The 19,176-nt window shown below is 73.4% G+C and carries 14 protein-coding genes; 10 read left to right on the forward strand and 4 right to left on the reverse strand.

From position 1 onward, the window contains the following. Window positions 1-540: 540 nt before the first annotated feature. Complete coding sequence (locus J2Z30_RS01820) at window positions 541-1,512, reverse strand: adenosylcobinamide-GDP ribazoletransferase (RefSeq protein ID WP_078956953.1); 972 nt, start codon at window positions 1,510-1,512, stop codon at window positions 541-543. A 232-nt stretch (window positions 1,513-1,744) separates the two neighbouring features. On the opposite strand from J2Z30_RS01820, the gene J2Z30_RS01825 reads away from it, so the two are divergent. The 6 genes from J2Z30_RS01825 (at window position 1,745) to J2Z30_RS01850 (ending at window position 11,604) form a co-directional block, all read left to right on the forward strand. Beyond that, window positions 1,745-3,283, forward strand: a complete 1,539-nt coding sequence (locus tag J2Z30_RS01825) for a leucyl aminopeptidase (protein ID WP_044576726.1) — start codon at window positions 1,745-1,747, stop codon at window positions 3,281-3,283. A gap of 448 nt (window positions 3,284-3,731) precedes the next feature. Then, window positions 3,732-5,120, forward strand: a complete 1,389-nt coding sequence (gene lpdA, locus J2Z30_RS01830; RefSeq protein ID WP_044576724.1) for a dihydrolipoyl dehydrogenase — start codon at window positions 3,732-3,734, stop codon at window positions 5,118-5,120. 51 nt (window positions 5,121-5,171) lie between these two features. Then, window positions 5,172-6,944 (forward strand): 2-oxoglutarate dehydrogenase, E2 component, dihydrolipoamide succinyltransferase, encoded by a 1,773-nt coding sequence (gene sucB / locus J2Z30_RS01835; protein WP_044576722.1) that lies wholly within the window; start codon window positions 5,172-5,174, stop codon window positions 6,942-6,944. A gap of 117 nt (window positions 6,945-7,061) precedes the next feature. Continuing rightward, window positions 7,062-7,685: a GntR family transcriptional regulator gene (locus tag J2Z30_RS01840; RefSeq protein WP_044576720.1), complete on the forward strand. Its 624-nt coding sequence runs from the start codon at window positions 7,062-7,064 to the stop codon at window positions 7,683-7,685. A 91-nt stretch (window positions 7,686-7,776) separates the two neighbouring features. Next, the gene (gene aceE, locus J2Z30_RS01845; protein WP_044576717.1) at window positions 7,777-10,452 is read left to right on the forward strand and encodes a pyruvate dehydrogenase (acetyl-transferring), homodimeric type; all 2,676 of its coding nucleotides are present in this window, start codon (window positions 7,777-7,779) and stop codon (window positions 10,450-10,452) included. Window positions 10,453-10,638: 186 nt separating this feature from the next. Continuing rightward, window positions 10,639-11,604: a helix-turn-helix transcriptional regulator gene (locus J2Z30_RS01850; RefSeq protein ID WP_044576715.1), complete on the forward strand. Its 966-nt coding sequence runs from the start codon at window positions 10,639-10,641 to the stop codon at window positions 11,602-11,604. Between the two features lie 22 nt (window positions 11,605-11,626). On the opposite strand, the gene J2Z30_RS01855 is transcribed toward J2Z30_RS01850, so the two are convergent. Then, window positions 11,627-12,553 carry an SDR family oxidoreductase gene (locus tag J2Z30_RS01855; RefSeq protein WP_245387432.1) on the reverse strand — a complete coding sequence of 309 codons (927 nt, stop codon included), beginning with the start codon at window positions 12,551-12,553 and terminating at the stop codon, window positions 11,627-11,629. 204 nt (window positions 12,554-12,757) lie between these two features. Here J2Z30_RS01855 and J2Z30_RS01860 point away from each other — a divergent pair, with 204 nt between their 5' ends. Further along, window positions 12,758-13,279 carry a DUF4240 domain-containing protein gene (locus J2Z30_RS01860; protein WP_078956952.1) on the forward strand — a complete coding sequence of 174 codons (522 nt, stop codon included), beginning with the start codon at window positions 12,758-12,760 and terminating at the stop codon, window positions 13,277-13,279. 27 nt (window positions 13,280-13,306) lie between these two features. On the opposite strand, the gene J2Z30_RS01865 is transcribed toward J2Z30_RS01860, so the two are convergent. Next, the gene (locus J2Z30_RS01865) at window positions 13,307-13,846 is read right to left on the reverse strand and encodes a GNAT family N-acetyltransferase (protein WP_044582065.1); all 540 of its coding nucleotides are present in this window, start codon (window positions 13,844-13,846) and stop codon (window positions 13,307-13,309) included. Window positions 13,847-13,913: 67 nt separating this feature from the next. Here J2Z30_RS01865 and J2Z30_RS01870 point away from each other — a divergent pair, with 67 nt between their 5' ends. Together J2Z30_RS01870 and J2Z30_RS01875 are read left to right on the forward strand one after the other, a co-directional pair. After that, window positions 13,914-14,804 (forward strand): TIGR01777 family oxidoreductase, encoded by an 891-nt coding sequence (locus tag J2Z30_RS01870; RefSeq protein WP_044576711.1) that lies wholly within the window; start codon window positions 13,914-13,916, stop codon window positions 14,802-14,804. A gap of 259 nt (window positions 14,805-15,063) precedes the next feature. Then, window positions 15,064-16,395 (forward strand): NAD(P)/FAD-dependent oxidoreductase, encoded by a 1,332-nt coding sequence (locus J2Z30_RS01875; protein ID WP_044576709.1) that lies wholly within the window; start codon window positions 15,064-15,066, stop codon window positions 16,393-16,395. 291 nt (window positions 16,396-16,686) lie between these two features. Here the strand turns inward: J2Z30_RS01875 and J2Z30_RS01880 are convergent, their stop codons facing one another. Continuing rightward, window positions 16,687-18,129 (reverse strand): MFS transporter, encoded by a 1,443-nt coding sequence (locus J2Z30_RS01880; RefSeq protein ID WP_078956951.1) that lies wholly within the window; start codon window positions 18,127-18,129, stop codon window positions 16,687-16,689. A gap of 256 nt (window positions 18,130-18,385) precedes the next feature. On the opposite strand from J2Z30_RS01880, the gene J2Z30_RS01885 reads away from it, so the two are divergent. After that, window positions 18,386-19,147 (forward strand): ArsR/SmtB family transcription factor, encoded by a 762-nt coding sequence (locus J2Z30_RS01885; RefSeq protein ID WP_044576707.1) that lies wholly within the window; start codon window positions 18,386-18,388, stop codon window positions 19,145-19,147. The last annotated feature ends 29 nt before the right edge of the window (window positions 19,148-19,176 follow it).

The following is a 19,176-nucleotide window of genomic DNA, read 5'->3' on the forward strand; positions in this document are numbered from 1 at the left end:
CAGCCGACCACGAAGCGCACGGCCATCCGCCACACCGGCGCACCGACCACCACCAGCCCACCGGCACAAGTGCTCACGGCACGACCGACGGCACGTCAACCCCCCGGGGTCCGGCAACAGCGCGAACCCCGGCGCTATCCCCGGACCCCGGCCAGGTGACCGAGAAGTGCGCGGTCATCCGCCCACACCGGCGCACCGACCACCACCAGCCCACCGGCACAGGCGCTCACGGCACGACCATCGGCACGTCACCCCCCCAGGGTCCAGCAACAGGGCAAACCCCAGGGCTCCCCCCGGACCCCCGCCAGCCGACCAGGATGCGCACGGCCATCCGCCGCACCGGCGCACCGACCGCGACCAGCCCGTCGGCGCAGGTGCTCACGGCGCGACGATCGGCTCCTCAACCCCCGGGGGCCAGGGGCGAAGCCCCCTGCCACGCGGTGGGGCCGCGTATCGTCGCTGTGGGAAGGGGCGGGATTAGGAAAGCGTCCATTTGCGGCTCCGTCGTGTGGTCCGCCGGACACCCCATAGGGGCAGGCCCTAGCCGAAGGTCAGGATTACCAGGGCGGTCGTGGCGGCCGTTTCCGCCAGCGCGCCGAAGACATCGCCGGTCACCCCGCCGAGACGGCGGTGGCAGTGGTGCAGGAGGAGTTCGGCGGCCGCCAGGGCGGCCAGTGCGGCGAAGGCGTTGAGGACGACGGCGTACGGGCCGAAGGGGACAGCCGCCACCGCGCAGCCGACCACCGTCACCGCCGCCACGACACCGGCGGAACGCCACGGCACGCTGCCCGCGACCGCCGCGCCCAGCCCCTCCGGGCGCGCCGCCGGAACCCCCACACGGGCCGCCAGCGTCAGGGCGCAGCGCGCGGCGACACCGGCCACGGCCGCCCCGACCGCGCCGTGCGCCCAGTCCTGCCCGTAGAGCTCGGCCAGGGCCGCCACCTGCCCGAGCAGGACGAACAGCAGTGTGATCACGCCGAACGGCCCGATGTCCGACCGCTTCATGATGCGCAGCGCGTCCTCGGCGGGCTTGCCGCTGCCGAGTCCGTCCGCGGTGTCGGCGAGCCCGTCGAGGTGGAGGCCGCGGGTCAGTACGGCGGGTATCGCGGCGGTGGCGACGGCCGCGAGCAGCGGCCCGCCGCCCAGGAACAGCAACACCCCGCCCACCGCGGCCGCGCACAGCCCCACGGCCAGCCCGGCCAGCGGAGCGCACAGCATCCCCGCGTGCGCCGCCTCCCGGTCCCACCGTGTGCCCCGTACGGGCAGCACCGTGAGCGTGCCGAACGCGAAGCGGACCCCGTCGCCCCAGGGGGCCCGCGGAGCGTGCGCGGGCGGCGGATCGTAGTCGGGCCGCGGCGGATGCTCCGGCCGGTCGGGCTGCTGCTGCTCCGCGCCCTCGGAGGGCGCGGAGGGCGCGGAGGGCTCAGAGCCCTCCGGCCGCTCGGGCTCGGGCTCCGGCGGGCGTGCGGACGGCTGCGATCGCGGCTGCGGCGGCTCCGGCGTGGTGTCCATCGCGCGGAAGGCTATCCCGGCCACCCGTAGCGGGTAAGCCCCAGGGCACGCCCCTGCTGAGGCCTGAGTGCCAAGGCGCGCCCAGCGCTTGGTACTTCCGGCACGGGCGCACCTCCCAGCGCCGGCCGGGGGAGAACTGAGCCCTGAATAGGGCCTAGGCATACGATGCGGAGGGGCGCGGCCAACCAATCCATGACGGCCGACGAACTACCGGAAGAGGGACCCGACCACTGTGACTGCTCTGACTCTCAGCACCTCGTCCGCCGCGGCACTGCGCGCGGACGCCGTCGTCGTCGGTGTGGCGAAGGGGGCCAAGGGCCCCGTCGTCGCTGTCGGCGCCGAGGCCGTGGACAAGGCGTTCGGCGGGAAGCTGGCCGCCGTTCTGGAGACGCTCGGCGCGACCGGCGCCGAGGGCGAGGTGACCAAACTGCCCGCCGCGTCAGGCCTCAAGGCCCCGGTCGTGCTGGCGGTCGGGCTGGGCGAGGTCCCGGCCAAGGACGACGGCTATGACGCCGAGACGCTGCGCCGGGCCGCGGGCGCGGCCGCCCGCGCGCTGTCCGGTTCGAAGAAGGGCGCGTTCGCGCTGCCGATCGAGGACCCGGCCGACGCCACCGCCGTGGCCGAGGGCGCGCTGCTCGGGGCGTACACGTACGACAAGAGCAACGGCAACGGCGGCAACGCCAAGGACAAGGACAAGGACAAGAAGAACAACGGGCCGCTCGCCGAGGTCGCCCTCGTCGGCGGCAAGCCGCGCGACAAGGCGTACAAGGCGGCCGTCGAGCGCGCCGCCGCCCTCGTCTCGGAGGTCAACCGCGCCCGCGACCTGATCAACACCCCGTCCAACCTCCTCAACCCGGCCGTCTTCGCGGCCGAGGCGGTCGCGGCCGCGAAGGAGCACGGCCTCAAGGCCGAGGTGCTGGACGAGAAGGCGCTCAAGAAGGGCGGGTACGGCGGCATCCTCGGCGTCGGCCAGGGCTCGGAGGCCCCGCCGCGGCTGGTCCGGATCGCGTACACCCACCCCAAGGCCGAGAAGACGCTCGCCCTGGTGGGCAAGGGCATCACCTATGACTCGGGCGGCATCTCCCTCAAGCCGGCCGGTCACAACGAGACGATGAAGTGCGACATGAGCGGTGCCGCCGCCGTGTTCGCCGCGGTCGTCACCGCCGCGAAGCTGGGCCTGCGGGTCAATCTGACGGGCTGGCTGGCGCTGGCCGAGAACATGCCGTCGGGTTCGGCCACCCGCCCCGGCGATGTGCTGTCGATGTACAGCGGCAAGACCGTCGAGGTGCTGAACACCGACGCCGAGGGCCGGCTGGTGCTCGCCGACGCGATCACCCGCGCCGGTGAGGAGAAGCCGGACGCGATCGTGGACGTGGCGACGCTGACCGGTGCGATGGTCCTCGCGCTGGGCAACCGCACGTTCGGGATCATGACGAACGACGAGGCGTTCCGCACCACGCTCCACGAGGTCGCGGGCGAGGTCGGTGAGCAGTCCTGGCCGATGCCGCTGCCCGACCACCTCCGTAAGGGCATCGACTCGCCGGTCGCCGATCTGGCGAACCTGGGCGAGCGCATGGGTAGCGGTCTGGTGGCCGGCATCTTCCTGAAGGAGTTCGTGGCGGACGGGATCACCTGGGGCCACCTGGACATCGCGGGTCCGGCCTTCAACGAATCCGGTCCGTTCGGCTACACCCCCAAGGGCGGCACGGGCGCCGCGGTACGCACCCTGGTCCGGCTGGCCGAGCGCACCGCCGACGGCGACCTCGGCTGAGCCGGGGCCCCAGAACCCCAGGACCCAGACCCGAGCCCAAGAACCCGAGGCCCCGAAGGCCCGAGGTCCCGAGGCCCCGCCCCAAACGCCAGGTGACCCCTAGCCCCAGCCAGGAGACCCTGGCCCCGCGACACAGCGACATGTCGCGGCAACGCTTCGCGACCGTATGAGACGCGCGCCGCCATAGGCCGAAAGTCCCGTCGATTTCGCCCTCAACGAAATCGACGGGGCTTCGCGTTCCGGATACGCAGCAGTAACCCCTGAACTGGGGTGTGGAGATTTCTCACACAGCGGCCCCGCGTCCCGCCTCCTCCCAACAAGTGCGAAGATGTTGTCCCGGCAGGACAGGGCCACCGACACCAGGGCCGACGTAAGAAGCGGCCGAACACACGCCGCCGCCCGGCCGACCAAGGGCCGGCCCCGGCGCACCATGCATGGAGGACGTGACGTGGCGAACGACGCCAGCACCGTTTTCGACCTAGTGATCCTCGGAGGCGGTAGCGGCGGTTACGCCGCTGCCCTGCGCGCGGCGCAGCTGGGTCTGGACGTCGCCCTGATCGAGAAGGACAAGCTGGGCGGCACCTGTCTGCACCGTGGCTGCATCCCCACCAAGGCGCTGCTGCACGCCGGTGAGCTCGCCGACCAGGCCCGCGAGGGCTCGGAATTCGGTGTGAAGACCACCTTCGAGGGCATCGACATCGAGGGTGTGCACAAGTACAAGGACGGCGTGGTCTCGGGCCTCTACAAGGGTCTGCAGGGCCTGATCGCCTCCCGCAAGGTCACCTATGTGACGGGTGAGGGCCGGCTGTCCTCCCCGACCTCCGTCGATGTGAACGGCGAGCGCTACACCGGCCGCCACATCCTGCTGGCCACCGGTTCGGTGCCGAAGTCCCTGCCCGGCCTGGAGATCGACGGCAACCGCGTCATCTCCTCCGACCACGCGCTGGTGCTCGACCGCGTGCCGAAGTCCGCGATCGTGCTGGGCGGCGGCGTCATCGGCGTCGAGTTCGCCTCCGCGTGGAAGTCCTTCGGGGCCGACATCACCATCGTCGAGGCGCTTCCCCACCTCGTCCCGGTCGAGGACGAGAACAGCTCCAAGCTGCTGGAGCGCGCCTTCCGTAAGCGCGGCATCAACTTCTCCCTCGGCTCCCGCTTCTCGGGCGTGGAGTACACCGCCGACGGCGTCAAGGTCTCGCTGGAGAACGGCAAGACCTTCGAGGCCGAGCTGCTGCTGGTGGCCGTGGGCCGCGGCCCGGTCTCGCAGGGGCTCGGCTACGAGGAGGCCGGGGTCGCCATGGACCGCGGCTATGTCCTCGTCGACGAGTACATGCGGACCAACGTGCCGACCATCTCCGCCGTCGGCGACCTGGTCCCCACCCTCCAGCTGGCCCACGTCGGCTTCGCCGAGGGCATGCTGGTGGCCGAGCGGCTGGGCGGTCTGAACCCGGTGCCGGTCGACTACGACGGCGTGCCGCGGGTGACCTACTGCCACCCCGAGGTCGCCTCCGTCGGCATCACCGAGGCCAAGGCCAAGGAGCTGTACGGTGCGGACAAGGTCGTCGCCCTGAAGTACAACCTCGCGGGCAACGGCAAGAGCAAGATCCTCAAGACCGCGGGCGAGATCAAGCTCGTACAGGTACGGGACGGTGCCGTCGTCGGCGTCCACATGGTCGGTGACCGGATGGGCGAGCAGGTCGGCGAGGCTCAGCTGATCTACAACTGGGAGGCGCTGCCGGCCGAGGTCGCGCAGCTCGTCCACGCCCACCCGACCCAGAACGAGGCGCTCGGCGAGGCCCACCTGGCCCTGGCCGGCAAGCCGCTGCACTCCCACGACTGACTCATCCCGAGCGCGAACCATCCAAAGATCGTTAAGGAGCAACCGAACACCATGGCGGTTTCCGTAACCCTGCCGGCGCTCGGCGAGAGCGTGACCGAGGGCACCGTCACCCGCTGGCTCAAGGCCGAAGGTGAGCGCGTCGAGGCCGACGAGCCCCTGCTCGAGGTGTCGACCGACAAGGTCGACACCGAGATCCCGGCCCCCTCGGCCGGTGTGCTGACGTCCATCAAGGTGGCCGAGGACGAGACGGTCGAGGTCGGCGCCGAGCTGGCCGTCATCGACGACGGCGGCGCGGCCCCGGCCGAAGCCCCCGCCCCCGCGGCCGAGCCCGCCCCCGCGGCCGAGCCCGCTCCGGCGGCTCAGCCCGAGCCCGCCCCGGCGCCCGCCGCCGAGGCCCCCGCCCCTGCCGCCGCCGCTCCGGCCGGTGGCGCCGAGGGCACCGACGTGGTCCTTCCCGCGCTCGGCGAGAGCGTGACCGAGGGCACCGTCACCCGCTGGCTCAAGGAGGTCGGCGAGTCCGTCGAGGCCGATGAGCCGCTGCTCGAGGTCTCCACCGACAAGGTCGACACCGAGATCCCGGCCCCGGTCGCGGGCACCCTGCTGGAGATCCTGGTCGGCGAGGACGAGACCGCCGAGGTCGGCGCCAAGCTGGCCGTGATCGGCGCCGCGGGTGCCGCTCCGGCCGCCGCGCCCGCCGAGGCCCCGGCCGCCCCCGCCCCGGCTCCCGAGCCGGTCCAGGAGGCCCCGGCGCCCGCCCCGGCCCCGCAGGCCCCGAGCGCCCCGGCGCCGCAGGCCGTCACCCCGGAGCCGGTCGCCCCCGAGCCCGCCCCAGCCGCTCCGGCGCCCGCCCCGGCTCCGGCCGCCACCATCCCGGCTCCCGCGGCCCCCGAGGCCGAGGGCGCCTACGTCACCCCGCTGGTGCGCAAGCTCGCCGCCGAGAACAACGTGGCCCTGTCCACGGTCAAGGGCACCGGCGTCGGCGGCCGCATCCGCAAGCAGGACGTCATCGCCGCCGCGGAGGCCGCCAAGGCCGCCGCCCAGGCCCAGGCCCAGGCACCGGCCGCCGCCGCGCCGAAGGCCGCCCCGCAGGAGGTGTCCCCGCTGCGCGGCCAGACCATCAAGATGCCGCGGATGCGCAAGGTCATCGGCGACAACATGATGAAGGCCCTGCACAGCCAGGCCCAGCTGACCAGCGTGGTCGAGGTGGACGTCACCAAGGTCATGCGGCTGCGCGCCCGAGCCAAGGAGGCGTTCGCCCAGCGCGAGGGCGTCAAGCTCTCGCCGATGCCGTTCTTCGTGAAGGCCGCCGTCCAGGCGCTGAAGGCCCACCCGGCCATCAACGCCCGGATCAACGAGGACGACAACACCATCACGTACTTCGACGTGGAGAACGTCGGGATCGCGGTGGACGCCGAGAAGGGCCTGATGACCCCGGTCATCAAGAACGCCGGCGACCTCAACATCGCCGGTCTGTCCAAGAAGACGGCGGAGCTGGCGGGCAAGGTCCGCTCCAACAAGATCACCCCGGACGAGGTGTCCGGCGCCACCTTCACGATCAGCAACACCGGCTCGCGCGGTGCGCTGTTCGACACGATCATCGTGCCGCCGAACCAGGTCGCCATCCTGGGCATCGGCGCGACCGTCAAGCGCCCGGTGGTCATCACCCACCCGGAGCTGGGCGAGACCATCGCGGTGCGCGACATGACGTACGTGGCGCTCTCCTACGACCACCGCCTGGTGGACGGCGCCGACGCGGCCCGCTACCTGACGGCCGTCAAGGAGATCCTGGAGGCCGGCGAGTTCGAGGTGGACCTCGGGCTCTGATCCCCACCTCGGTTTCCCTGCCGCGCCCCGCACGGGCTTCCCGTGCGGGGCGCGGTTTTCCTTACCGCACAGCCGGGATAATGGCAGCTGTTCACCGCTGGTTCTAAGGAGTCCCCCATGGCCGCCCCCGTCGTCCACTCGCTGCGCGAGCAGATCCGCGAGCACATCGTGGAGGGCATCGTCAGCGGCCGCTGGAAGCCGGGCGAGCGGATCGTGGAGCGCCGGATCGCCACCGAGCTGGAGGTCAGCCAGACGCCCGTGCGGGAGGCGCTGCGGGAGCTGGAGTCGCTGCGGCTGATCGAGTCGGCGCCGAACAAGGGCGTCCGGGTGCGGAATCTTACCGCCGCCGACCTGGAGGAGATCTATCCGGTGCGGGCCGGGCTCGAGCAGATGGCGGCGGAGCTGGCCGCGCCCGTGCTGGCCGAGGACACCTCCGCCCTGGAGCCCGAGGTGCGGGCGCTGTACGAGGCGGACCGCACGGCCGACGGGGAGGCGCAGGTCCGGCACACCGTGGCGTTCCACCGGGAGCTGGTGCGGGCGTCGGGCAACAGCGTGCTGCTGCACACCTGGGAGTCGCTGGGCATCGAGATCTGGACGACCCTGTCGATCCGCTGGCTGGGCACCGTCCAGCAGTCGTACGCCGAGGAGCACCAGGCGGTGGTGGACGCCTTCAAGCGGGGGGATCCGCGGGTCGGCGAACTGGTCAAGGAACATGTCCTCGGCTGTGCACCGCGTGCCTAGTTTCGCGGCACGGAATGCCAATTTCGGCTTACGGAGCACTTTTTCCTTGGAGGGTCTTTGATCGATCATCGATCAGTCTTACGGTTGCCTCATGACCGATCTCGCACGCACGCAGCCGAGTGCGCTCGACCAGCTTCCCGACCGTGACCCCGAGGAGACCGCCGAATGGGGCGCCTCCCTGGACGCCGTCACCCGGGCGGCCGGGTCGCACCGCGCCTCGTACCTCATGCGCCGCACCCTGGAGCGCGCCGAGAGCGCCGGGCTCGCGCTGCCGCCCCTGCTGGAGTCGGACTACCTGAACACCATCCCGACCGCCGCCGAGCCCGCGTTCCCGGGCGACGAGGCCATGGAGCGCCGCATCACCGCCTGGAACCGGTGGAACGCGGCGGCGATGGTCACCCGCGGCAGCCGTGACGGCCTCGGCGGTCACATCGCCACCTTCGCCTCCGCCGCCTGGCTCTACGAGACGGGCTTCCAGCACTTCTTCCGGGGCAAGGAGGCGGACGGCAGCGGCGACCAGCTCTACATCCAGGGCCACGCCTCCCCCGGCATCTACGCCCGCGCCTTCCTGGACGGGCGGCTGACCGAGCACCACCTGGACCACTTCCGCCGCGAGGCGGGCGGCGACGGTCTGCCGTCCTATCCGCATCCGCGCCGGCTGCCGTGGCTGTGGGAGTTCCCCACCGTCTCGATGGGGCTCGGCCCGATCTCCGCGATCTACCAGGCCCGCTTCAACCGCTATCTGGCGGCGCGCGGCATCAAGGACACCGCGAACTCCCACGTATGGGCGTTCCTCGGGGACGGCGAGATGGACGAGCCGGAGTCGACGGCCGCGCTCGCCCTGGCCGGGCGCGAGGGCCTGGACAACCTCACCTTCGTCATCAACTGCAACCTCCAGCGCCTCGACGGCCCGGTGCGGGCCAACTTCAAGATCGTGCAGGAGCTGGAGGCCCAGTTCCGCGCGGCGGGCTGGAACGTGATCAAGTCGCTGTGGGGCTCCGCCTGGGACGAGCTGTTCGCGCTGGACGCCTCGGGCGCGCTGGCCCGCCGGCTGCGCGAGGTCCCGGACGGCCAGTTCCAGACGTACGCGACCCGCGACGCGGCCTACATCCGCGAGCACTTCTTCGGCGCCGACCCGGAGCTGGCCCGGCTGGCGCAGGGGCTCACCGACGCCAAGCTCACCGAGTGTTTCCACACCTCGCGCGCGGGCCATGAGCCCCGCAAGGTGTACGCGGCGTACCGCGCGGCCGTGGAGCACAAGGGCGCCCCGACCGTCGTCCTCGCCCAGACCGTCAAGGGCTGGACGCTGGGCCCCGGCTTCGAGTCGCGCAACGCCAACCACCAGATGAAGAAGCTGACGGGCAAGGAGTTCCGCGCCATGCGGGACCTCCTCGAACTGCCCATCCCGGACAGCGAGCTGGATGACGCCCTCGTGCCGTACGTCCACCCCGGCCCCGGCTCCCCCGAGGTGCGCTACCTCCAGGAGCGCCGCGCGGCCCTCGGCGGCCCGGCCCCGGCCCGCCGGGTCCACCCGGTGGCCCTGCCCGAGCCGTCCGCGAAGCCGTTCCAGGCGCTCGCCAAGGGCTCCGGCAGCCAGGAGATCGCCACCACCATGGCCTTCGTCCGGCTGGTCAAGGACCTGATGCGGGAGAAGGAGACCGGGAAGCGCTGGGTGCCGATCGTGCCGGACGAGGCGCGGACCTTCGGCATGGAGTCGCTCTTCCCCACCGCCGGGATCTACTCCCCGCTCGGCCAGACCTACGACCCGGTCGACCGCGATCAGCTCCTGTACTACAAGGAGGCCGCGAACGGTCAGATCCTCAACGAGGGGATCACCGAGGCCGGTTCAATGGCCGACTTCACCGCCGCCGCGACGTCGTACGCGACCCACGGCGAGCCGATGATCCCCTTCTACATCTTCTACTCGATGTTCGGCTGGCAGCGCACCGCCGACCAGATGTGGGCGCTGGCCGACCAGCTCGGCCGCGGCTTCCTCATCGGCGCCACGGCGGGCCGTACGACGATGACCGGCGAGGGCCTCCAGCACGCCGACGGCCACTCCCCGCTGATCGCCTCCACCAACCCGGCGGCGCTCGCCTACGACCCGGCGTTCGCCTACGAGATCGGCGTGATCGTGCGGGAGGGTCTGCGGCGGATGTACGGCCCCGGGGCCGAGGACGTCTTCTACTACCTGACGGTCTACAACGAGACCAAGGTCCAGCCGCCGATGCCTGCGGGCGAAGGCGTCGAGGAGGGCATCGTCAAGGGCCTGTACCGCTACCAGGAGGCCACGGCCCCGGCCGAGGACTCCCCCCGCATCCAGCTCCTCGCCTCCGGCACCGCCGTCCACTGGACGCTGGAGGCCCAGAAACTCCTCGCCGACGACTGGGGCGTGGCCGCCGACGTGTGGTCCGCCACCTCCTGGAGCGAGCTGCGCCGCGACGCCCTGTCCTGTGACGCGGCGCAGCTCAAGGGCGAAGACCGGGTCCCGTACGTCACCCGTGCCCTGGCAGGCGCACCGGGCCCGGTCCTCGCCGTCAGCGACTGGATGCGCGCCGTCCCCGACCAGATCAGCCAGTGGGTCGAGCAGGACTGGTACTCGCTGGGCACGGACGGCTTCGGCCTCTCCGACACCCGCGAGGCCGCCCGCCGCCACTTCGGCGTGGACGCCCCGGCCATCGTGGTGGCCGCCCTGTCCCGCCTCGCCCGCCAGAGTGCGGTCCGCGCCACGGCCCCCAAGGAGGCCGCGGAACGCTACGGCATCTGACGGCGCCGCCGCCCGGTGACGCCTGCGGCGGGCCACGCGGCGGAGCCGCACATCGATGCTTTCCCCTACCCGCCCCTTCCCACAACCAGGGGCTCCGCCCCTGGTTGTGGGAAGGGGCGGGTAGGGGAAAGAGCCGCCGCAGGCCATGGCCCGGCACGCGCCCGGAGGGCACGGCATCATGGGGCCGTGCGTGCTGCCCGGCTCATCAAGATGGTGCTTCTGCTCCAGGCCCGGCCCTCGATCACGGGGGCCGAGCTGGCGCGGGAGCTGGAGGTCTCCGAGCGCACCGTGACGCGGGACGCGGCCGCGCTGTCCGAGGCGGGGATCCCGGTCTACGCGGACCGGGGCCGGGCCGGGGGCTATCGGCTCGTCGGCGGCTACCGCACCCGGCTGACCGGCCTCGGGCGGACCGAGGCCGAGGCGCTGTTCCTGTCCGGTGTGCCCTCCGCGCTGCGCGAGATGGGGCTCGCGGACGCCGCCTCCGCCGCCCGGCTGAAGGTGTCCGCCGCGCTGCTCCCCGAGCTGCGGGACGCCTCCCATACGGTGGCCCAGCGGTTCCACCTCGACGCCCCGGGCTGGTGGCGCGAGCCGGAGGCACCTGAGCTGCTGCCGGGCATCGCCGACGCGGTCTGGGACGATCTGCGGATCGCCGTCCGCTACCGGCGCCGGGACGCGGAGGTCCGGCGGGAGCTGGAACCGTACGGACTCGTGCTCAAGGCGGGCGTCTGGTATCTCGCGGCCCGCGCGGAGGGCGGCTTCCGGGTGTACCGGGTGGATCGTTTCGCCGCCGTAGAACCGACCGGCGCCCGCTTCACCCGGCACGAGGAGTTCGACCTGCCCGCCTTCTGGGAGGAGCGGGCCGAGCAGTTCGCCCGCTCGATCCTGCGGGAGCGGGCCGTCGTACGGCTGACCCCGGCCGGGGCCCGGCGGCTGCCGCATGTCACGGACCGGGTGGCGGCCGAGGAGGCCGTTCGCGAGGCCGGGGAGCCCGACGGGCAGGGGCGGCTCACCGTCACCCTGCCCGTCGAGTCGTACGAGGTCGCCCTGGCCCAGCTGCTCGGGCTCGGCCCGGACGCGGAGGTGCTGGGGCCGCCGGAGCTGCGGGCGCTCTTCGCGGAGGCGGCGCGCCGTACGGCGGAGCGGTACCGATGAGCCGTACGGACAAGGCGCAGCCCTATCGGTAGTCGGCCGCCGTGCCCTCCTTACCGCCGAAGACGACGTCCCGGAAGTAGCCGAACGCGTCCGGCCGCGAGCCGTCCAGATCGGTGAAGCCGTAGACCTCGGCCAGCTCCCCGCTGAAGACGGACCTGCCGTTCCACCGCGCCCGGTCCGGGTCGGCGGCGAGCGCGGCGACCGCGCGCCCGACGAAGTGCGGCGACTCGGCGATGGCGAAGTGCGGCTCCTGCTCCGCCGCGTCCCGCCAGTTCTCCTCCGTCACCCCGAAGTGGTCCAGCATCTGCTCGGAGCGCAGAAAGCCCGGCGAGACACTGACCGCCGTGCCGTCGAACTCCTTCAGCTCCTCCGCGAGCCCGAAGGCGGTACGGATCGGGGCGTTCTTGGCGAGGTCGTAGAAGAGGTTCAGCCGGTACGTCTTGTTGAACTCCTCGCTTCCGTCGGTCACCTCGACCACCAGCCCGCCCGGGTTCCGGATCAGCAGCGGCAGCGCGTAGTAGCTGGTGATGAGGTGGGTCTCGACGCCGAGCCGGAGCATCCGCAGCCCGCCCGCCAGATTCGTCTGCCACGTCTTCTTGCCGAACTCGATCAGCGCCTCACCGCCCCATACGTCGTTGACCAGGACGTCCAGCCGGCCCTGCTCCCGGTCGATCCGCTCCACCAGCGCCCGGACCCGCTCGGGCTCGAGGTGGTCGGTCGGCACCGCGATGCCCGTGCCGCCGGCGGCCGTGATCAGCTCCGCCGTCTCCTCGATGGTCTCGGTGGCCCGCCCCACCTCGCTGACCGAATCCCGGGTGGTGCGTCCCGTCGCGTAGACGGTGGCCCCGGCCGCCCCCAGCTCGACGGCCATCGCCCGGCCCGCGCCGCGCGTCGCCCCCGCGACGAGCGCGACCCGGCCCGCCAGTGCGCCCTGTGTGCTCACGTCCAATACGTCCTCTCGGTGGAATGCCGTGTCGGGTGACGTGGCCGACCGTGACGTGGTCGACCTGGGTCGACCACCCGTCGACCACGGGTCGGTCACGGGTCGACCTTCGCAGGGAAACCCGACACCTGCTGTCCGGTATTGCGGGACGGCCGCATCCGGCCCGTTCCGCGTGCGGGGGTGCGCGGGAGGGCCGATCCTGGTCCCGTGATGATGGACGAGACGGAGTTCTGGGGGCTGGTCGACAGCGCTCGGGAGGCCGCGGACGGCGACCCCGAGGACCAGTCCGACCTGCTCGTCGAGCAGCTGTCACGGCTCGACCCCGACGCGGTGCTGGACTTCGCCCGGCACTTCGAGGCCCGCTCCAACCGGGCGTACCGCTGGGATGTGTGGGGCGCCGCCTGGGTGCTGCTCGGCGGGGTCAGCGACGACGCCTTCGAGGCGTTCCGCTACTGGCTGATCGGCCAGGGCCGGGAGATCTTCGAGGGCGCGCTGCACGATCCGGACGGGCTCGCCGAGCTGCTCGAGGACTTCGACGAGCAGGTGGACGGCGACTGCGAGGACCTGGGGTACGCGGCGGACGAGGCGTACGAGCGGCTGACCGGCGCGCCCCTGCCGGAGCTGGGGCTCCCGCCCACGCCCCGGGAACCGGTCGGGGAGCCCCTCGACTTCGAGAGCGAGGCGGTGCTGGCGGAGCGGTATCCGCGGCTGTGGGAGCGCTTCAGGGCCTGATGTGACCGCCCTGCGCTCGGCAGCGCCTCAGCGGTCCAGCGGGCGCCCCATCAGCACATCGTCCACGTACTCCCCCTCCAGCAGGAACTCCCCCGGCAACACGCCCTCCACCACGAACCCCTCCGACGCGTACAGCCGCCGTGCGGGCGTGTTGTGGCCCAGCACCCGCAGGGTCATGCGGGTCGCGCCCTGCCGCCGTGCCTCCTGGTACGCGGCGCCGAGCAGCGCCCGCGCCACGCCCTTCCCCCGCACCCGCTCGTCCACCGCGAGCCCCTGTATCTGGCGGACATGGGCGTTGCAGGCCAGCGGGGTCGGCGGCACGAGCCGTAGGTAGCCGACGGCAGACCCGGCGAGCTCGGCCGCGAGGATCTGCTCGACGCGGTTGTGGAGCGTGAAGAAGGGGTCGTACGGCGGCTGTGGCTTCGGCTGTACGGCGTGCAGGGGCGACCAGGTACGGCGGTCGAGCTCGGCCAGCGCCGTGTCGTCGTCGAGCACGGCGGGTCGGATGATCAGCTCGGACCGCTGGGACGGTTGGGACGGTTGGGGCAGGTCGTAGGGCTGGGGCATGCGGATCACTGTGCCACGCCCGCCCGTTGTCCGACATCCCTCCCGTGATCGAGGGCAGGATGGGGCCATGCGTATCGCGGTCACCGGTTCCTCCGGGCTCATCGGCACGGCACTCGTCCGCTCGCTGCGCGAGGACGGCCACCAGGTGGTGCGTCTGGTGCGGCGTTCGCCGCGTGCGGAGGACGAGGTGGAGTGGGACCCGCGGCGGCAGTGGGTGGACACCTCCGGGCTGATGGGCTGTGAGGCCGTGGTCCATCTCGCGGGCGCGGGCGTCGGCGACCGGCGCTGGACCGACGCGTACAAGAAGGAGATCCGGGACAGCCGGGTGCTGGGCACCGCCGCCATCGCCGAGGCGATCGCCTCGCTGGACACCCCGCCGCGGGTGCTGGTGAGCGGTAGCGCGGTGGGGTTCTACGGTGACACCGGGGAGCGCGCGGTCGACGAGAGTGCGCCCCCCGGCCACGGTTTCCTTCCGGATCTCTGCCAGGACTGGGAGGAGGCGGCGACCGCGGCGCAGGAGGCGGGTGTCCGTACGGTCTTCGCCCGGACCGGTCTGGTGGTCTCCGCCGAGGGCGGGGCGTGGGGGAAGCTCTTCCCCTTGTTCAAGCTGGGGCTCGGCGGGCGGATGGGCAGCGGCCGGCAGTACTGGAGCTTCATCGCGCTGCGGGACCACGTCGCCGCGCTGCGCCACATCCTCGACACGCCCGAGCTCAGCGGGCCGGTCAACCTCACCGCGCCGACGCCGGTGACCAACCGCGAGATCACGGCCGCCATGGGCCGGGCGCTGGGCCGCCCCACGCTCTTCTCGGTCCCCGCGCCCGCGCTGCGGATCGCCCTGGGCGAGATGTCCGGGGACGTCCTCGGCAGCGTCCGGGCCATCCCTCGCCGCCTTCTGGACACCGGCTTCACGTTCGCCTGCCCGCATGTGGAAGGGGCGATCAAGGCGGCGCTCGGATAAGGGAGTTGGGCGCTCCGCGCCCCCTCCCGCTCTCCCTCACGCTCTCTCCTCCTCCGGCCGCGGACCATTCGATGACGGTGTGCGACTGGTGTGCGACCGGTGTGCGCCCGTGCCCGGTCGATGCGCGTCTGGCATCGACCGTTTTTGTCCGTACTGTCAAGACCGTCTCGCCGAGCCGACTCGCGGGACACCCACGCATCCGGACCGCCGGTCGGGGCAGCAGCCCCCGTGACGGACTCACCGACCTCGGGGAGGACACGTGCTCAAGCGCGCGCACCGCACGGACGTCGTCATCGTCGGCGCCGGGCTCGCGGGACTGGCCGCGGCCCATCGGCTGACCGGCGCGGGAGTCGCGGTCACGGTGCTCGAGGCCGCGCCCCACGTGGGCGGACGGATGACCACCGAGACCGTGGACGGCTTCCGGCTGGACCGCACCAGCCATCTGATGAACACCTCGTTCCCGGAGCTGCGGCGCACTCCGGGGCTCGGCGCCCTCGCCCTGCGCCCCTTCGCCCAGGGGGTGCTGGTCCACAGCGAGGGCCGTACGTACCGGGTGGACACCCCCCGGAGCATGAGGGGCGCATTCACCACGGCACGCGCCCTCGCGAACGCCGCCCGCGCGCCGCTCGGCAGCGGGCTCGATCAGGCCCGACTCGGTGCCGCGCTCGGCAGGCTCGCCGCCCTGCCCGCGGACCGCCTGCTCGCCCGCCCCGACCGGCCGGTCTCCGAGACCCTGGGGGGGCGGGGCCTACCTGCTCGTACGGTCGAGGGGGTGCTGCGTCCGCTGCTCGTCTCACTGCTGAGCGACCCGGACCTCACCACCTCCAGCCGCTGCGCGGACCTCGCGCTGCGCGGTTACGCGCGCGGCCGCCTCTGCCTCCCGGCGGGCGGCGCGTCCACCGTCCCCGAACTGCTCGCGGCCGCGCTGCCGCCGGGGACGGTCCGTACGGGCGTCCGGGCCGTATCGGCCTCCACCACCGCCGTGGCCACCGCCGAACACGGCGAGTTCGGCTGCCGTGCGGTGCTGGTGGCCACCGGGGCGCACGACGCGGCCGGGCTGCTGCCCGGACTGCGGGTGCCGGCCTTCCACCCGGTCACGGTGGTGCACCACACCGCCGACCGGCCGCCGCTGCGCGAGCCCGCGCTGATACTCGCCGCGGGCGGCGGGGGCCCGGTGGCCCACACGATGGTGGCCAGCGAGGTGGACCCCTCGCGCACCCCGCCCGGCCGGGTGCTGATCACCTCCACGGTGCTGGGCGCCTCCGCCGCGCTGCCGACCGCCGAGCTCGACCGGGCCGTCCGGGCCCAACTGGCGGCGGTGTACGGAACGCCGACGGCGGCCTGGGACCTGCTGGCCGCCCACCACGACCCGTACGCCGTCCCGGCCATGCCCGCACCCCACGACCCGCGCCGCCCGGTGCGGCTGCTCTCCGGGCTGTACGTCTGCGGCGACCACCGCGACTCCAGCACGGTCCAAGGCGCCCTGGCCTCCGGCCGCCGAGCCGCCCGAGCGGTCCTCAGCGACTTCGGCGCCCCACCCGACTCGGGCTCCGGCGCGAATTCGGGCACTCTGCCCGCCGCGGCGGCCTGACGAGGGGCACCAGCCCTGCGGGGCTCACCGCTGAGGTCAGGCTCCCGGTCACGGCCCGCGGCCAGGAAAGACCGGCACCCGAGCCACGGCGGCCTGCCCCGCGGCGCGCCCGCGAGGGCTCAGGCTCCGGTACAGCTCACGCCCGCACGGCCCGCCCGGCTTCAACCCCCCGCCAGAAGCCGGGCCCGGTGCGAGTTCCGGTGCCGGGCCCGGGTCGTGCCTTCGTGGCGGCCTGGGGCCCGGCCGCAGGGCAGCACGGCCGTTGGGGCTCGCGCGATGCGCGACTATGCGTCAAGACGCGTCCGTAGCTGCGGCGTTGGGCACGGTGCGGGCGGCGGGCCCCGACAGCGCCGCCAGGATCGCGCCGCACACGAAGCATCCGGCCGCGATCACGGCGGACAGCCGCATCCCCGCGTAGAAGGCGGAGTTCGCGGACGCTGCCGCGAGGGTTCCGAACAGGGCCACGCCGATGGCGCTGCCCAGTTGACGCGCCGCGTTGAACGCGCCCGACGCCGCGCCGCGCACCCCGTACGGCGCGGCCTCCATCGCGGCGATCGTCGCCGACGGCATGGTGAACGAGGTGCCGAACCCGGTCAGCAGCAGCGGTACGACCAGCAGCGCATACGGCGTATGCGGGCCCACCGCCGCCCAGCCGAGCAGCCCTACGGCCCCGGTCAATAGCCCGGCCACGGCCGGGACATGGGTGCCGACGCGCGCCGCGACCCGCCCGGACAGCGGCGAGGCGGCGGCCACCAGCGCGCCCATCGGCAGCAGCGCCAGACCGGTGGCGAGCGGGTCCCAGCCCCGGTGGCGCTGGAAGTAGAGGGTGGTGAGGAAGAGCAGCCCGTAGAAGCCGAGGTTGAGCAGCACCCCTACGGCCAGGGCGGCCGGGAAGCGGAAACCGGTCAGCAGCCGCGGCGGCAGCGCGGGCGCCGCCGTGCGCCGCTCCAGCCACAGGAACAGCGCCCCCGCGAGCGGCGCCGCCGCCAGCGCGCCGAGCACCAGCGGATCGGTCCAGCCGCGGCCGCCCGCCTCGTTCAGCCCGGCCGTCAGGGCGGCCACCGCGACAACGCCGGTGAGCTGGGCGGCGAGGTCCAGCGGCGGACGCTCCGCGCGCGGGCGCGTGGCGGGCACATGGCGGACGGTGAGCCAGATGGCGAGCGCACCCAGCGGGATGTTGACGAGGAACACGGTCCGCCAGCCCACGCCCCACACCAGCACCCCGCCGAGCACCGGGCCGGCCGCGGCGGCGACCCCCGCGATCCCGCCCCACACCCCGAACGCCCGCGCCCGCGCCCCGGGTTCGGGATGCAGCGCCCCCAGCAGCGCGAGCGAGGCGGGCACCATGGTCGCCGCCCCGGCCCCCTGCGCCAGCCGCGCGCCGACCAGAAAGCCGGCGGTCGGCGCGAGCGCGCATGCGGCGGAGGCCACCGTGAACAGCCCGAGCCCGGCGAGGAACACCCGCCGATGGCCCAGCCGGTCCCCCAGCCCACCGCAGAGCAGCAACAGCCCGGCGAAGACGAGCGTGTACCCGTCCACGATCCACTGCAGCGCCCCCTGCCCGGCCCCCAGCCCGGCCCCGATGCGGGGCACGGCCACGTTGACGACGGTGACATCGAGGATGACCAGGAAGTAGCCGAGGCAGATGGCAAGCAGCGGGCCCTTCCGCACGGCACCCGCCACGGGCGGGTCCGAGGATCGCGGAGGCCGGTGTGTGGAGCGGTACGTCCTCATGCCTCCAGCCTCACTCCTGATCCCTTCGGTACGGACCGAATCGTGGTGTGCCCAGGACGCGCCCCCTGCCCCCGGCCTGCCCGACCTGCCCGGCCTGCCCGGCCCCGGGCGTCTCGGAGCCCGCGGCCCGACCCGACGCGCACAGCGCAAAGCGCGCGGGCCGAACGCCACGCCGCGGCCCGCGCCGCCGAGGACGCACGGGCCACCCCGCCACACTTCGGCCCTGGCCGAAACGACCCCGTCCTACGCTGGAGCCATGGCCACCACCACGGATGCCCGTGACGCCGACATCGCTCGCGCGGCCGCCGCGATCGCCGACCCGTCCCGTGCCCGCGTCCTGCGGGCGCTGCTGGAGGGGCGTGCGCTGCCCGCCAGTGTGCTGGCCGGTGAGGCCGGGGTCAGCGCGTCCACGGTGAGTGGGCATCTGGCCAAGTTGCTGGAGGCCGGGGTGGTGCGGGTCGAGCGGCATGGGCGGCATCGGTACTACCGGCTGACCGGTCCCGCCGTCGGTGAGGCGCTCGAGGCGCTGGCCAGGATCGCCCCGCCGCTGCCCGTCACCTCGTTGCGGCAGAGCACCCACGCCCACGCCCTGCGCCGGGCGCGCACCTGCTACGACCATGTCGCGGGCGCCCTCGGCGTGGCCCTGATGACGTCGCTGCTGGAGCGCGGGGTGCTGGAGGGCGGCGACGGGTGCTTCCACCCCGAGACGGCGGAGGGCGACCGGCTCTCCGCCCCGGGCAAGGACACCACGTACCGGCTGACGGCCCCGGGGCGCGCGGAGCTGGCGGCGTTCGGCGTGGACGCGGACGAGCTCGCCGGGCGCCGCCAGCTGATCCGCTACTGCGTGGACTGGACCGAGCAGCGCCACCACCTCGCCGGGGCGCTGGGAGCCGCCCTGACGGACCGGCTCTTCGCGCTGGACTGGATCCGCCGTGGCAGCCGCCGCCGCGTGATCAACCTGACCGATGCCGGCCGCACCGGCCTGGAGCGCACCTTCGGCGTCGTGCTGGACGCCTGAGCGGCGGCAGGTCCCCACCCCGGCCGCCG

It is taken from the genome of Streptomyces iranensis, assembly GCF_017874715.1.
Classification (GTDB): Bacteria; Actinomycetota; Actinomycetes; order Streptomycetales; family Streptomycetaceae; genus Streptomyces; species Streptomyces iranensis.

Bases quoted from the DNA above. Each gene is read 5' to 3' on its own strand.
- J2Z30_RS01820 (WP_078956953.1), bottom strand. From the start codon at position 1,512: ATGGACACCACGCCGGAGCCGCCGCAGCCGCGATCGCAGCCGTCCGCA.
- sucB (WP_044576722.1), top strand. From the start codon at position 5,172: ATGGCGGTTTCCGTAACCCTGCCGGCGCTCGGCGAGAGCGTGACCGAG.
- J2Z30_RS01840 (WP_044576720.1), top strand. From the start codon at position 7,062: ATGGCCGCCCCCGTCGTCCACTCGCTGCGCGAGCAGATCCGCGAGCAC.
- aceE (WP_044576717.1), top strand. From the start codon at position 7,777: ATGACCGATCTCGCACGCACGCAGCCGAGTGCGCTCGACCAGCTTCCC.
- J2Z30_RS01860 (WP_078956952.1), top strand. From the start codon at position 12,758: ATGATGGACGAGACGGAGTTCTGGGGGCTGGTCGACAGCGCTCGGGAG.
- J2Z30_RS01865 (WP_044582065.1), bottom strand. From the start codon at position 13,846: ATGCCCCAGCCCTACGACCTGCCCCAACCGTCCCAACCGTCCCAGCGG.
- J2Z30_RS01870 (WP_044576711.1), top strand. From the start codon at position 13,914: ATGCGTATCGCGGTCACCGGTTCCTCCGGGCTCATCGGCACGGCACTC.
- J2Z30_RS01880 (WP_078956951.1), bottom strand. From the start codon at position 18,129: ATGAGGACGTACCGCTCCACACACCGGCCTCCGCGATCCTCGGACCCG.
- J2Z30_RS01885 (WP_044576707.1), top strand. From the start codon at position 18,386: ATGGCCACCACCACGGATGCCCGTGACGCCGACATCGCTCGCGCGGCC.